This is a genomic window from Halohasta sp. A2 (genome assembly GCF_056175805.1).
In genome coordinates, this window is sequence record NZ_JAQFWV010000002.1 from 90,805 (window position 1) to 103,715 (window position 12,911).

12 protein-coding genes are annotated in these 12,911 nt (G+C 62.3%); 6 read left to right on the plus strand and 6 right to left on the minus strand.

Translation table 11 applies throughout. From position 1 onward, the window contains the following. Position 1 precedes the first annotated feature (1 nt). Positions 2-427: a hypothetical protein gene (locus tag O2S87_RS01305; RefSeq protein WP_475406993.1), complete on the minus strand. Its 426-nt coding sequence runs from the start codon at positions 425-427 to the stop codon at positions 2-4. A 118-nt stretch (positions 428-545) separates the two neighbouring features. On the opposite strand from O2S87_RS01305, the gene O2S87_RS01310 reads away from it, so the two are divergent. Both O2S87_RS01310 and O2S87_RS01315 read left to right on the plus strand, forming a co-directional pair. Continuing rightward, positions 546-635: a hypothetical protein gene (locus O2S87_RS01310; protein ID WP_475406994.1), complete on the plus strand. Its 90-nt coding sequence runs from the start codon at positions 546-548 to the stop codon at positions 633-635. Beyond that, positions 635-1,426: a DUF7089 family protein gene (locus O2S87_RS01315; protein ID WP_475406995.1), complete on the plus strand. Its 792-nt coding sequence runs from the start codon at positions 635-637 to the stop codon at positions 1,424-1,426. The genes O2S87_RS01310 and O2S87_RS01315 overlap by 1 nt, the downstream gene beginning before the upstream one ends. Positions 1,427-1,477: 51 nt before the next feature. Here O2S87_RS01315 and O2S87_RS01320 read toward each other — a convergent pair whose 3' ends face one another. Continuing rightward, complete coding sequence (locus O2S87_RS01320) at positions 1,478-2,059, minus strand: DUF7090 family protein (RefSeq protein WP_475406996.1); 582 nt, start codon at positions 2,057-2,059, stop codon at positions 1,478-1,480. Between the two features lie 123 nt (positions 2,060-2,182). On the opposite strand from O2S87_RS01320, the gene O2S87_RS01325 reads away from it, so the two are divergent. Both O2S87_RS01325 and O2S87_RS01330 read left to right on the plus strand, forming a co-directional pair. Next, positions 2,183-2,755, plus strand: coding sequence for a magnesium transporter (locus O2S87_RS01325; protein WP_475406997.1), 573 nt, complete (start codon positions 2,183-2,185; stop codon positions 2,753-2,755). 161 nt (positions 2,756-2,916) lie between these two features. Next, positions 2,917-3,444: a magnesium transporter gene (locus O2S87_RS01330; protein ID WP_475407034.1), complete on the plus strand. Its 528-nt coding sequence runs from the start codon at positions 2,917-2,919 to the stop codon at positions 3,442-3,444. A 23-nt stretch (positions 3,445-3,467) separates the two neighbouring features. On the opposite strand, the gene O2S87_RS01335 is transcribed toward O2S87_RS01330, so the two are convergent. After that, complete coding sequence (locus O2S87_RS01335; protein ID WP_475406998.1) at positions 3,468-3,935, minus strand: DUF2391 domain-containing protein; 468 nt, start codon at positions 3,933-3,935, stop codon at positions 3,468-3,470. A 135-nt stretch (positions 3,936-4,070) separates the two neighbouring features. On the opposite strand from O2S87_RS01335, the gene O2S87_RS01340 reads away from it, so the two are divergent. Continuing rightward, positions 4,071-4,751 carry a class I SAM-dependent methyltransferase gene (locus O2S87_RS01340; RefSeq protein ID WP_475406999.1) on the plus strand — a complete coding sequence of 227 codons (681 nt, stop codon included), beginning with the start codon at positions 4,071-4,073 and terminating at the stop codon, positions 4,749-4,751. On the opposite strand, the gene O2S87_RS01345 is transcribed toward O2S87_RS01340, so the two are convergent. Next, positions 4,748-7,576, minus strand: coding sequence for a bacterio-opsin activator domain-containing protein (locus tag O2S87_RS01345; RefSeq protein WP_475407000.1), 2,829 nt, complete (start codon positions 7,574-7,576; stop codon positions 4,748-4,750). The two genes, O2S87_RS01340 and O2S87_RS01345, sit on opposite strands and share 4 nt — an antisense overlap. Before the next feature lie 525 nt (positions 7,577-8,101). Continuing rightward, complete coding sequence (locus O2S87_RS01350; RefSeq protein WP_475407001.1) at positions 8,102-9,760, minus strand: FAD-dependent oxidoreductase; 1,659 nt, start codon at positions 9,758-9,760, stop codon at positions 8,102-8,104. A 301-nt stretch (positions 9,761-10,061) separates the two neighbouring features. Between O2S87_RS01350 and O2S87_RS01355 the strand changes: the two genes are divergently transcribed. Beyond that, a complete protein-coding gene (locus O2S87_RS01355) occupies positions 10,062-11,162 on the plus strand; it encodes an AI-2E family transporter (protein WP_475407002.1) in 1,101 nt (366 codons plus the stop codon). 108 nt (positions 11,163-11,270) lie between these two features. Here O2S87_RS01355 and O2S87_RS01360 read toward each other — a convergent pair whose 3' ends face one another. Then, entirely contained in the window at positions 11,271-12,881 is a 1,611-nt protein-coding gene (locus tag O2S87_RS01360; RefSeq protein ID WP_475407003.1) for a stage II sporulation protein M, read from the minus strand. Between the last annotated feature and the right edge of the window lie 30 nt (positions 12,882-12,911).

The following is a 12,911-nucleotide window of genomic DNA, read 5'->3' on the forward strand; positions in this document are numbered from 1 at the left end:
CTTACGGTTTCTGCTGGTAACGAACGGTTCGCGAGCCACGAAACATTGGCCCCATGCTAGCTACGTCGAAGCCAGCGGCCTCGACGATGGCTCTCTTTTCGGTGTCCTCGGCTTCGATCAACACTTCGACGTGCATGTTCTCACACGCCGCGAACCGAGTCGGCTCTGCAAGCAGACGCTCGCAGGCCGCTGCCGTTCCACCGAACTGCGTGACGTGGACGGTCCCGTCGTGGACATCGAAGCTTACGAACCCCAATAGACCGGTTTCGGCGGTCTCGGTGTCGACGTTGGGATCACGGTCTCGCTGCTGTCGTTCGGCAACCCGGACGCTTCGGTCGTGAACGAGGTTTCGGACGACATCCGCCGGTGCATTGGCCAACGCCGCGATCGCATCGGCGTCGTCTTCGACTGCGTCGCGGATGTACATGTTACCGTTTAGCGCTGCTGGCGGCATAAAATCACGGGGCTGTAGGGGGGGTGGCTCGACTGACCGCGTCAGCGAGTGATACTGAAGACTTTATTGCCGACCCATCGAACAGTCGAGCATGAGCAAAGCGACCTCAATCGTCGTTGGTACGATCGGTGTCTCAGCACTCCTCTCGGTCGGCATCATCCTCTCGTACGTTCTGGCCTGATGTTTCGCGACCGGACGCTGTCTCCGGCCGTTGCGGCGGTCAGAGAGCAGTACGCACCCGAGGTGATCGTCTACGACGTCGACCGTGACTTCGAGACGCTCAATCCCGCGGTCGCCGAAACGCTCGGCCTGCGTGCGGATTCGCTCGACCCAGCAAGCTATCCAGAAGAATGGCTTCCCACGAGCGCCCCCGCAGCACTCGAAGCGTATGCGGGCACGGCGTTCACGGTCGGAATGCCCGGCGACGGGACAGTCGTCTGGACCAGCCAGACCGAGCCGCCGACAGTCTTAGTGAAAAAGCGAGCCGAACTCACTCCCGACCCGTTCGTCGACTTCCTGATCGCCGAAGCGCTCGTCCAGATCCACTGCGGCGTTCCGGAACACTTCCTTCCGTTTTTCGGCGAGCGGTACGCCGAACTGGCGTCGATCGGCCTCGGTCCGGCCGACAGCTATCAGCTCGCCGCGGCGCTGTTCGATGGCTGGGTCGGCCTCCAGACCCGCGAGGTGTTTTCGTCGTGGGACGATCATACCAACACCGAGTTCGAACCGCTGTACGAAACCTGGGCCGACGCCGGAAAGCGACTCACACCACGGCTCGACGAGCTCTCGCGATCGGTCGCTCACGGCGAGATGACATTCGCCGAGTCGACCGAGTACGCCTGTTCGGCGATCAAACACGGCCTCGAACTCCCCACGCCGTTCAGTGCACTCGATACCAACGCCTATCGGGAGTACGGTGCCGACTACGCGCTCAAATGGGCCGAGAAAACGGTATCGTCGCTCGCCGACTAGAACTGTCATCCTTCGCCGAGTAGCGACTTCTTACCGAAAGGTAGGCAGTGCCTACTTAAAATCGGTCTCGACGCTGCCGTCGTCGCCGAGGTCGACGATGCCATCGAACAGCGCTTCGAACTCCGCAAGCGTTTGTTGGTCGTGAACCTCCTTCGAGAGGTGGAAGATCCCGACTGCCTCGTGTTCCTCGAGTAGTTCGAGGAGCTGTTTGGTCGCCTCGTAGACGCCCTCTTCGTCGGCGTAGTAGATCATCTCGGTCAGCGAGTCGACGCTGACCCGTACCTTCCCGTCGTGGCTCGCGAGGAACGCGCGGGTCTGTTCGACGATCCCGTCGAGGTCGTCGGGCGACGAAACGTAGTGGACGTTCTCCGAACTGCGCCGCGAGTAGCCGCGCTCGACCGACAGGGTGTCGAGGATGACTGCCGAGGATTCGTCGACGTCGTAGTGTTCGAGCTTCTGTTCGACCTCGCGGGCGGTGGTTCGCGTCGAGACCACCAGGAAGTGGTCGGTATCGGTTTTCAGAAAGTCTGTGTCGATTCGGTCTGTTTCGCCGATGCTCGGATGTAGTAACAAGAGCCCGCTGCCCGCTCGAATGGAGTCCGGTGCATTCTCAATCGCCAACCTGTAGTCCATATCTCACTCAGCCACTCGGTGAACTTAATGATACAGGCCTTCGGTCGGGTGTATCCTGCGAACGCGACTCAGCCGTCGACCGCGGGCTACCTTTTTAGGTGCTCCACGCTCACGTCGAGACGGATGTACGGACAGGAGACGGCCAAGGACATCTACCGCGAGGCCCTGCCCGTGATCATCGTCAGTCTCGTCGCGGGGCTGTTCGCGGGAACGATCCTCGGCAGCGAAACCATGCGCCAGGGGATCGAACGCGTCCCCGGTCTCCTGTTGCTTTTGCCTGCGTTTTTGGCCACCCGCGGCGGGGTGTACGGCTCGCTCGGTGCGCGGATCTCTAGCGGTCTTCATCAGGGACTCATCGAACCACGGTTCGAACTCGATAGGCGGCTCTCGAACGCAATTGCTGCCTCGTTTATCAATGGCATGACTGTCTCGATTTTCATTGCGGTCGTTACCTTCGGCGTGCTCACGGCCACTGGCCAGTCGGGGAGTCTCGTCGAGTTGGTCGGAATCATGCTCGTCGCAGGGTTCTTGAGCGCTGTGCTGATGCTTTCGGTACTGGTGTCAGTGATTCTTATCGGCTATCGCCACGGGCTTGATCCCGACAACATCATCGGGCCGGTCGTGACGACGCTCGGCGACGTGTTCGGCGTGTTGTTCCTGCTCGTCGGCGTTTATATAGTGGGACTGGTCGTATGAGTTCCCCACCTCCCGAGCGCGACTCAGTCGTCGACCGAGCCGAACAGGCCGACCGAAGCAATCTGGTCGACCAAACCGAACAGACAGACAAAGCTGACCAGGCCGACCGAGTCGACCGGACCAACCCGGTCGACCGGGGCGACGAGTGGTCGGTTGGGCGGATGATTCGGACGATGATTCCGCTGCTCGCCGGGCTCTCGCTGCTGCAGATGGCCTCGGGGACGGTTCTCGAATCGTTCGAGTCGACGCTGGTGGCACAGCCCTCCTTGTTGGTGCTCGTTCCGGTCCAGATCGGGACTGCGGGGAACCTCGCGGCGATCATGTGCTCGCGGCTGTCGACCCAGTTCCACCTCGGGACGGTCGAGCTCACGCCGTCGAACCCGGTTCTTCGGGCCAACACGGGCGCAGTGTTCGCGCTCGCCGCGACCGTCTTCGGGCTCGTCGGGGTCGCCGCGTGGGCGATCGGGACGGCGCTCGGTGGCTCGTTGGGCCTGCTCGAAGTGTTTACCATCTCTCTGGTCAGCGGGATGCTGTTGGCACTGCTGGTCGTCGTACTGAGTATCGTTTCGGTGACCGCCTCCTTCCGGTTGGGCTACAATCCCGACGACACGACGATCCCGATCGTCACCAACCTCTGCGACATCACGGGCGTTTTGATCCTGTTCGCGGTCGTTGTCGTTGTGGTTTGAGAACTGAGCGTCGACTTCGAGAACTACAGAATGCTGTCGGCGGTCGCTGCACCGACGACGCTGAACACCGAGCCAATGCTGACCGCTTTTAGCGTGACTTCCACGACCTCGAGCGTCGACAACGTCCCTGTTGAACCGACGAACGTGCTGGGGGCATCGAACACGAGCGCCAGAATCGTCACCGAGCCGAACGAGACGATCATGAGCGAAATGAACCGGACGGGAACCCCGGCGACCTGCTGTTCGCTGTCGGGATCGCGTTTGGTGTCGGCGCGGTAGAGCGCGGCGTAACCGATCAGCCCGACGATCGACACCGTCAGCAGTCCTTGGAGCGTGCTCATGCTCTCGGCGAGCTGCCACACCTCTGCGGTGACCACGAACGGCCCGGCGAGCAGAAAGCCGCCGACGATCTGTTGGGCCGAGTCGGCGACGCTGAACGTCGGACGCAGTCGGAGTCCGGCGCTCGGTCGGAGCCGGGGGCGCGATCGCATACTCAACTCGAAGTCGCCTCGGTAATATAAATGCTGAGGCACGACACCCGCGCACATCGACAACAAAGCCGATGCGATCGCCAGCTGGTAGATCGAGAGAGCAACCGATTTACTCACTCGTCGACCACGTCTCGTATGAGCGTCCGCGAGGAATTCGACAGCTGGGCCGAACGCGGCCGAGACAAGGGGATGGAGGACAGACACTGGCACACCGCCAAACACGCGCTGGCTCGCATGCCGGTCGACGCTGGCGACACCGTCGTCGACCTCGGCTGCGGCAGCGGCTACGCGCTTCGGGCACTCCGCGAGACTGCCGCTATCGGCGCGGGCTACGGCCTCGACGGCGCACCCGAGATGACCCGCAACGCCGCCTCGTACACCGACGACGAGCAGATCGCCTTTCTCGTCGGCGAGTTCGGCCACCTCCCGTTTGCCGACAACAGCGTCGACCACGTCTTTTCGATGGAAGCGTTCTACTACGCCGTCGATCCCATCGAGACCCTTCGAGAGCTTCGGCGGATCATCCGCCCCGGCGGAACGTTCTACTGTGCGGTCAACTACTACGAAGAAAACGTAGCGAGCCATGAGTGGCAGGAAGGAATCGGGATCGAGATGACCCGCTGGGACCGCGGCCAGTACCGCGAGGCGTTCCGAGAGGCGGGATTTTACGTCGCCGAACAGGACACAATTGCTGACACCGAAATCGAGATTCCGCCCGTCGACGCCTTTCCGACTGACGATTGGGAGACTCAAGAGGAAATGGTCGACCGATATCGGACGTGGGGCACGCTCTTGACGGTCGGCGTGGTACCCTAATCGTTGCGTAGGGCCACCGTACTCGTACCGGCAGCTGGCTGGTTCGAGCCAGTCGACAGCAGTTCGTCGAACACCTCTTTTTCAGCTTTGCGAAGGTGTTGGTGGAACGTCGCCGGTGCGACGCCCAACGTCGCCGCGAGGTCTGCGGCCGAGTTGTCGCGCGGCCACTCGAAGTAGCCCGCCTGGTAGGCCGTCTTCAAGGCCGAACACTGCCGGTCAGTGAGACGCTGAACGAGCCTCGACTGGTGCTGACTGACGGGCTCAGTTTCGGTCGTGATCTGCTGGCGGCGCAGCAGTTCGGCGTTCGGGTAGGCACCTCTGACGAGGTCGGCGACCTGGCGCACGTCCGCGCTGGGAGCGACATGGACGGTCATCTGGTAGTCGCCGTCTTCGATCACGGCTGACTCGATGGAGCCGCCGTAGGAAGCGATCTTCGAAAGGATCGGCGGGTTTGCCACACGGAGCTGAAAGCGAACTGGATCGGTGTCAGTCAGAAATTCGATCTCCTTCCAGTGGTCGACCATGTCGACCAATCGTCTCAGGCTCTCGGTGGCGTCGGCTGTCGCCGTCCCGTAGACGAGAAACTCGTCGTCGGCAATCGGAATGACGTGATCGAGCCTCGTCGTTCCGGTGATCTCGACTGGTTCATCGAACGCCGTTGCGAGATCCCGAATCCGAAACTCGAGTTTGACCTGTTCGGTGCTCAAAAGGGCGCGTTTTCGTTCGGCCGACGCGATCGCATGCCCGATGCTCTCGCCGAGCTGCTCGATGATCGTGCGCTCTTGCTGTTCGAACGCGTTGCGGCGGTCGGCGTACACGTTCAACACCCCGTAGGTCGTCCCCTCGTGAACGATCGGGATGGCAGCCGACGACCGGAACTCGTAGGCTTCGACGTGTTGTCGCCACGGATCGTGGCAGGAATTGGTCGGAATATCGTTTTCGACCTGCGTGTTGCCCGTGTGGATCGCTCGCGCTGTGGGGCCGCTGTGCGTGGGATCGTCCGGGTCGACCGAGATCGTGATCTCGTCGGTGTAGCCCGTGAGACCGGCTTCGGCTCGCAGTTCGACCATTTGGGAGCCTGAGTCGATCTCCCCGGTCCACGCGAGGAGATAAGAGTCCGTTGCGGCGAGCCGCTCGCAGACCGTTCGTTCGATCTCCTCGCGTGTGGAGTGTTCGATTACCGCGGTCGTGATCTCCCTGATAACCGCGTTGAGATCGTTCAGTGCGTCGACTCGCTCGCGGTGGGCCACCAACTGCCGTTCGTACTCGCGGCGTTCGATCGCGGTCGCAAGGATGTTCACAACCGACTGGACGAAGTTGGCGTCGTGAACCGAAATGTCGGCCGGTTCGGTATCGTGGGTTCCGAGCATGCCCCACGGCTCGTCGACCGAGCCAATGATTGCGCTGATCCCGCTTCGGACGTCGTGATCGGTCAACAGCGCAGGGCCGCTGAAACGCGGTTCGGTCGCTAGATCGGTGACGACGACCGTCTGTTCGGTTCCGAGCGTGTACGACGCCTGCGACTCGTTTTCGTGGGCCGAGACGGTCGCAGAACCCACGATCCCCTCGTTCCAGCCGACACCCTCTCGCACAAGCAGCCTCTCGGTATTTTTGTCGAGATCGAGTACTTTGCAGTAGTCGTTGTCCAGCGTGTCGGCGACGAGTTCGGTCGCCTCGGCCAGCAGCCCGTCGATATCTCCTGTTTCGAGCGCGCGCTCGCCGAGTTCGGTCACGACCTCCTGTTGGCGGATTCGGTCACGGAGGTCCTGTTCGCGCTGCTTTCGGTCGGTGATATCGGTCGCGTACACCGAAAGGCCACTCGGGGAGGGATAGAGCTGGACCAGCACCCACCAGTCCGAGGACTCATCGTAGTGCTCGAAACTCGTCGGCTCCCGGCTCTCGAATGCGGTTTCGAATCGCTCGCGAAAGGCGTCAGCGGCGGCCTCGTCGACCACCTCCCACAGAGACCGGCCCAATAGCTCGGTTTCCGAGCGACCGAGCAGCGTCTCAGCTCTGTCGTTGACGTACTCGAACTGGAACTTGTCGTCGAGCGCATAGAACGCACTGTCGATCCGCTCGAAGACCTCCTCCAGTTCGGATTCGAGTTCGTCGCGCTGTCGTTCCAACTGGTCAGCCTGGGCTTCGAGTTGACGCTCGTACTCCCGTTGTTCGGTCATATCGCGCGTGACCTTGGCATACCCACTGAGTTCGCCGTCGTCGTCTTTGATTGCCGTGATGGTTGCGCTCGCCCAAAACCGCTCGCCGTTGGCGTCGACGCGCCAGCCCTCGTTTTCGACAGAGCCCTCGGCGCGCGCCGTTGCGAGAGTCTGCTCGGCGAGCCCAGCAGCCTGGTCCTCGTCGGTAAGAAAAATCGAGAAATGTTTGCCGATGATCTCGCGGGCCTCGTACCCCTTGATCCGTTCGGCTCCGGGGTTCCACGTCTGGACATAGCCCTCGACGTCCATCGTGAAGATGGCGTACTCCTCGGTCGCCTCAATGAGCGAGCGGAACTGTTCGTCCCGGTCGACAGACAATTGCGACTGTTCGGCCCGTTTTCGGGCCCTGCTGTCGGCTACTGCGATCTCGTCGACTGGATCGCCAGTCGTCTCGCCACCGGGTTCTGGTCGCCACCAAACCCGGCCACTCGCGCCGACTTTCTTCGTCTCTAGCTGGCCGTTTTCGACCAACCGGTCGAGCCGTTCGTACGTGCTCCGTCGACCGACAGCAAACTCGTCGGCTATCTCGGTGGTTGTTAACGGGACTCCAGTGTTCTCGAATACATCGAGTGTCTCTTGCAGAACCGTAGTGAGCGATTCGGAGGGCATCACTCGCCATACACGGGTCGCGATAATGAAGCCTCCGCCGACGGAAGGTATTGTGGTAGTATCGGGCTGTTTGTCACTCTACGAGGTACGCATGTCGAAAACAGGTCGACCAGTTCCGTCTTAGGTTCGCTCATCGAAAGACGCCAGTAGACGCCATCGCTTGAGTTCCTTTATTAATCTCGGATGGGCGAACAGCGCCGAGTGGATGGGTGTGTCGATGGTGTGTATACTGACGATTTGTGTAGGTGATCAGTGACTATGTGGGGGAATCGTAGTGTGATGGAGGGCCGGGGGCAGAGGGGGCCGCTGACACCAGTTGTTCGGGTGGGGGACCGTCCCGGTGATGTCCTGCCCGCAATATGTTATGTGAGTCAAATGACCATAAGCGTTGAACCTAATCAAGTAGGTCATACAACAGGCAATTGTCATGTTTTGGTTTCGATAGCGAAATCCTGCAGGATCGAAGTACCCTCGATCAGCGGTTATCACCGAGAGATGACTCGACAGCGATCAACGCGCCTTCGTTCAATCAGTCGACTCCTCGCTCGCATCCGATTGTGCCCCGGATTCTGGCTCTTCGATCGCCTCGTCGACGGTCGACAATCCCTTGACGGCTGGGCCGTCGAACACGTCACCATCGGCGCGAAAGCGCGAGCCGTGACACGGGCAGTCCCACGACCGCTCGGCGGGGTTGAAGCCGACGATACAACCCATGTGTGGACAGACCGCCGACTGGGTGTGCAGTGCGCCCTCGGGGTCGCGGTAGGCGGCAATCGGTGTTCCATCGCGGCGATAGATGGCCGCCTCGTCGGCCTGGAGGTCGCTCGGCTCCGAGCGGATGGTTTTCATCCAGCCGCTGATGAACTGGCCGCCCTCGTTGGCCGACTCCGAAAGCAGTTTCGCCGCCGAGCTTTTGACAGTCGCCCGCCGGGGGTCGAACGTCCGTTGCCACGGCGTCTCGCGGCCGCGGGCCATATCGGCCAACTGCAGGCCGGCGGCGATCCCGTTCGACATTCCCCAGCCGCCGAACCCCGTCGCGAGATACAGATCGTCGACGAACGGCCCGCCACGACCCACATATGGAATGCCGTCGACCGATGCGTAGTCCTGGGTCGACCACCGGTAGACCACCTCATCGATCTTAAAGTGATCGCGGGCCTCGGCTTCGAGCGCCCGGTAGCGGGCGGCAGTGTCGCCGCCCTGTCCGGTTTTGTGGTTCTGCCCGCCGATCAGCGTCAGCGTTCGCCCGTCGAGGGTTGCGGTCCGAACTGAAAAGTAAGGCTCGTCGACGCGGTAGTACATCCCCTCCGGCAGCGCCTCGGTTTCGGCAAGCTCGACCGCCAGCACGTAGGACTGTTTGGGATACAGCCGCGCGAACAGACCGAGTCGGTCGCGGATCGGGAAATGGGTCGCCAGAATTACCTGCTCGGCGTCGACGGTGGTCGTCGTTTCGTCACTTTCGCCACGTTCGCCTGATTCACCCGTGTTCGTTTCCGTGTCGACACGGTAAGGTCCTCCACCCGACAGCCCGGTAACGTGCGTCTGCTCGTAGAGCTGACCGCCGGCAGCTTCGAAGCGGTCGGTCAGTTCGAGCAGGTAGGCTCGCGGGTCGAACTGGGCCTGTTCGGCGAAGCGAAGCCCGGCGGTAGCGTTCGGCGAAAACGGAATTCCGTCGTGGGTGGTCGCCGAAATCCCGGCCTCCCAGGCGGCCTCACGCTCATCACGGAGCGTCGACGTTCGACTGGGCGAGTCGGTGTAGATAATTGCGGGCCGTCGTTCGAACTGGCAGTCGACGTCCCACTGTGTGACCCGATTGGCGACGTGTTCGATCGCGGACTGGTTGGCAGCGGCGTACTGCCGAGCGGTTTCGGGATCGTGTTTCGACCGCAACGTGTCGTACTTCAGGCCGTGTTGGGTGGTCAGCTTCGCGGTCGAATGGCCGGTGACGCCGGTGACGATCCGGTCGCGTTCGAGTACGGCCACCGAGAGGCCGGCGTCGGCCAACTGCATCCCGGCGGTCAGTCCGACGATGCCGCCACCACAGACGACCACGTCGACCGCGATCGGCTCGGTCAGTGGCTCGTACGTGGTTTCGGGGTTCGCTGCGACCCACAGCGAGATTGGCTCGCCGGGGAGTGTCGATTCGTCCGGTCGCTCGTCTCGTGGGGGCGTCTCGTCAGTCATGGGAAATCCTCGTCGTCCCGGTCACAGACCGTCGACAGCACACGTCCAACCCCACGGCACTCGTCGACAGCACACGTCCAACCCCACGGCACTCGTCGACAGCACACATCCAACCCCACGGCTCCCGGCTACGGGACGACGTGAGCCAGTGGTTCGGTCGCCGTCTGAATAACTCTCTTTCATCTCTAATCTGACTGTCTCGCCGTGCCTTCCTGTCCGAAGAGCCGATCTGTCGATCAAATCTGACAGCGAGACCCATCGGATGGCGAACTGTTTAGTGGGCTGCTCGCAGTGATTCGGTATGAGCCGTCGACTCTACGTTCTCGGAGGGGTGTTGGCCGCCATCGCCACCCTGGCGGTCGTAATCCTGTTCGACGTCCTCGGCACGGTGTTTTTTGCGCTCTCGGTGGCGTTTCTATTGGTACCGTTTCACCGCCGGCTGCGTCGACGCGGCTTCTCGCGGCTGTTGGCGACGCTCTCGGTGACGATCGCGGTGGTCGTGGGCGTGCTGTTGCTGTTCGGTCCGCTCGTCTACCTGCTCGTGATCCGGTTTTCGGACGTGACCGCGCTCGTCACGGGGCTTCCCGAATCGGTCACGCTCGCGGCGGCGGGCTTCGAGTACGAACTGGTGGTAGACGACGTGGTGTCGATTCTCGTTCGAGAGCTCACCGCCATCGCCCAAGCCGCGGCGGCCGCGCTGCCGGTGTTGCTGATCAAACTCACGCTGTTCATCCTGTTGGTGTTCTCGCTGTTGCACAACCAGCAGGACATTCGGGCGGCCACTATCGCGGTCGTGCCGCCGAACTACCGCGACATTGCCGAAGCGCTCCACACGCGTGCCCGCGAGACACTGTTTGCCTTGTACGTGTTACAGGCCGCAACCGCGGTCGGGACGTTTTTGATCGCGTTGCCGGTGTTTCTGTTGTTCGGCTACGAGTCGGCAGTTATTCTGGCGACGATCGCGGGCGTTCTCCAGTTCATTCCCATCGCCGGTCCGAGCCTCCTATTACTTGTGCTCGTTGCCGGTCACGTGCTGGCCGGCGAGATCGCCACCGCGGTCGCCGTTGCCGTTGTCGCTGGCTTTCTCATCGCCTGGCTTCCGGACCTGTTGATTCGGCCTCGGCTCGCCAGCCGAACCGCCGATATGTCCGGAAGCCTCTATTTCATCGGCTTCGTCGGCGGGCTGTTGAGTCTGGGTGCGATCGGCATTATCGTTGGCCCGCTCGTGGTCGCCCTGTTGGTCGAATCCGCCGCGCTCATCACTCACGAGTTTGAGGCCACACATGATGTCGACGCCTTAACTCCCAGTGGCGACGCTACAGTGTTCGAGCCCGATTCGGACCCACTCGATTCCGAAAGCTCGGTTTCGAGTGGGGAGTCGACCGCCCCCGACACCGACTGAGACGGGCGACAGAAACTCCCGACCGCCCGTCTTTCACCCATGGACATACGATAAAAAGTCGACGCGGAACCCACAGCGGTGACGAGAGCTGTTTATATACTCTCCCACTCACCCGAGCACGTACTCGGCAACCGCTGGCGTCACGAACGCCTCGATGAACGAGGCCACGACGAGCACGACCGCCAACCCCAGCAGGACGCGGTAGGCTAACCGGAGCACTGCGGTGAGATCGGTCGACGTTTTGGTGCCGCTGAGCACGCCCACGACGGCGCCAGCGAGATGGAACCCAAGCCCGCCAGCGACGATGATCGCCGGCAGTTCGATGATTCCGTGGGGGCCAACCAGCGCGAGAAAGGCCACCGGATCGACCACACCCGCAATTGCACCCACGATACCACCGTTGAGCACCATGTCGACGGCCGTCGGCACGCCGAGGGCGACCCCGCCGTAGATGGCGGTCGCCGAGACCACCCAGTTGTTGGCCGCAATCATCACGAACGTCGCGACCGGGAACGTCCCGAACACCTCGCCGACGTTTTCGTCCGCCGGCAGGTCGACCGCATACTCGGCGGTGAGCTGCCAGCCGCCGGCGACTGCGCCCCCGAACAACAGCCCCGCAGCCAGAATCGCGAGCGGTTGTCGACGGATAAAGCCGCCGAGCGCCCGGAGCCCATCACTGAACGCCCCGACGAACCGGTGTCGGTACGCTCGCTGGCCGGTTTCCCCGTTTCGGCTCTCGGCGGCGTCTATCGCCGCGATCCGACCGTCCGACCCCGAGTTCGTCGGCCTAAAGGGTCGATCTGCGTACAGCGACGTTTTCACGGTCGCGAGAAACGGAATCGCAACCAGCGGGCCGACGATCCGCGAAAGCGGCGTGACACCCAGCGCACTGAACGCGACCCCGAGCAGGCTGAGTGCGCCGTAGATGCCGAACGCGACGAGGACGTACGCCACGAAGTCGACCGGCTGGCGAACCGGAAAGCCGACGCTCCGGTAGACCGCGTTGCCGAGCCCGCCGCCGTCGACGACGATCGACTGGCCGGCGAACGCCAACACGAGCAGCCCAACGAGAACGAGTCCGCCCGACAACAGCAGGCCGACAACTGTTGCGACCGCACCGGCGACCGGCGAGACCACGAACAGGCTGGCGCCGATCGCGAGCGGAACCAGACCCACGACGACGACGCCGAGTTTGAGCAGCGTGATCCCGACGAACGGCTTCCAGTCACGAGGGATTCCGACGACCGCGTCGGCCACGCCGTCGCCGCCGTACAGACAGCCGTAGATGCCGTTGATCCCCGCTGCGTTACCGATCCCGTTTGCGAAGATACTGACGACGACCGACAGCACCACCGCGCCGCCGACCAGCGCGATAATCTCGGGCGAAAACAGGTCGACGACCGCGGGTTCGAGATCGCTGGGCACTGCGCTCTGGTCGAACTCCCCGGTCGACTGGTCGATCGCCTCGAAGTCGACGCCTTCGAGCGCGTCGAACAGTCGGTCGAGCCGGCCATCCGCGACGAGAATCGTGACCGCGGCCCCCAGGCCGACGAGCAGCGGAACGCGCGTTGTCGCAGTGATTCCGGCGACGAGCAGATAAATAGGGAGGACGCTTGCCGGTCGCTCTGTGAGCACACGAACACCCGACTTGATGGCGGTTCCGATAGTCACGGTCGACAGCTCGTGTTGCTGGATAGTAATTTCAGGGGGTTCGGTCATGTGGATACTCGGACCACCGTGTTCGTCAAG

Bases quoted from the DNA above. Each gene is read 5' to 3' on its own strand.
- O2S87_RS01360 (WP_475407003.1), bottom strand. From the start codon at position 12,881: ATGACCGAACCCCCTGAAATTACTATCCAGCAACACGAGCTGTCGACC.
- O2S87_RS01315 (WP_475406995.1), top strand. From the start codon at position 635: ATGTTTCGCGACCGGACGCTGTCTCCGGCCGTTGCGGCGGTCAGAGAG.
- O2S87_RS01335 (WP_475406998.1), bottom strand. From the start codon at position 3,935: ATGCGATCGCGCCCCCGGCTCCGACCGAGCGCCGGACTCCGACTGCGT.
- O2S87_RS01345 (WP_475407000.1), bottom strand. From the start codon at position 7,576: ATGCCCTCCGAATCGCTCACTACGGTTCTGCAAGAGACACTCGATGTA.
- O2S87_RS01330 (WP_475407034.1), top strand. From the start codon at position 2,917: ATGATTCGGACGATGATTCCGCTGCTCGCCGGGCTCTCGCTGCTGCAG.
- O2S87_RS01305 (WP_475406993.1), bottom strand. From the start codon at position 427: ATGTACATCCGCGACGCAGTCGAAGACGACGCCGATGCGATCGCGGCG.
- O2S87_RS01310 (WP_475406994.1), top strand. From the start codon at position 546: ATGAGCAAAGCGACCTCAATCGTCGTTGGTACGATCGGTGTCTCAGCA.
- O2S87_RS01350 (WP_475407001.1), bottom strand. From the start codon at position 9,760: ATGACTGACGAGACGCCCCCACGAGACGAGCGACCGGACGAATCGACA.
- O2S87_RS01325 (WP_475406997.1), top strand. From the start codon at position 2,183: ATGTACGGACAGGAGACGGCCAAGGACATCTACCGCGAGGCCCTGCCC.
- O2S87_RS01355 (WP_475407002.1), top strand. From the start codon at position 10,062: ATGAGCCGTCGACTCTACGTTCTCGGAGGGGTGTTGGCCGCCATCGCC.
- O2S87_RS01340 (WP_475406999.1), top strand. From the start codon at position 4,071: ATGAGCGTCCGCGAGGAATTCGACAGCTGGGCCGAACGCGGCCGAGAC.
- O2S87_RS01320 (WP_475406996.1), bottom strand. From the start codon at position 2,059: ATGGACTACAGGTTGGCGATTGAGAATGCACCGGACTCCATTCGAGCG.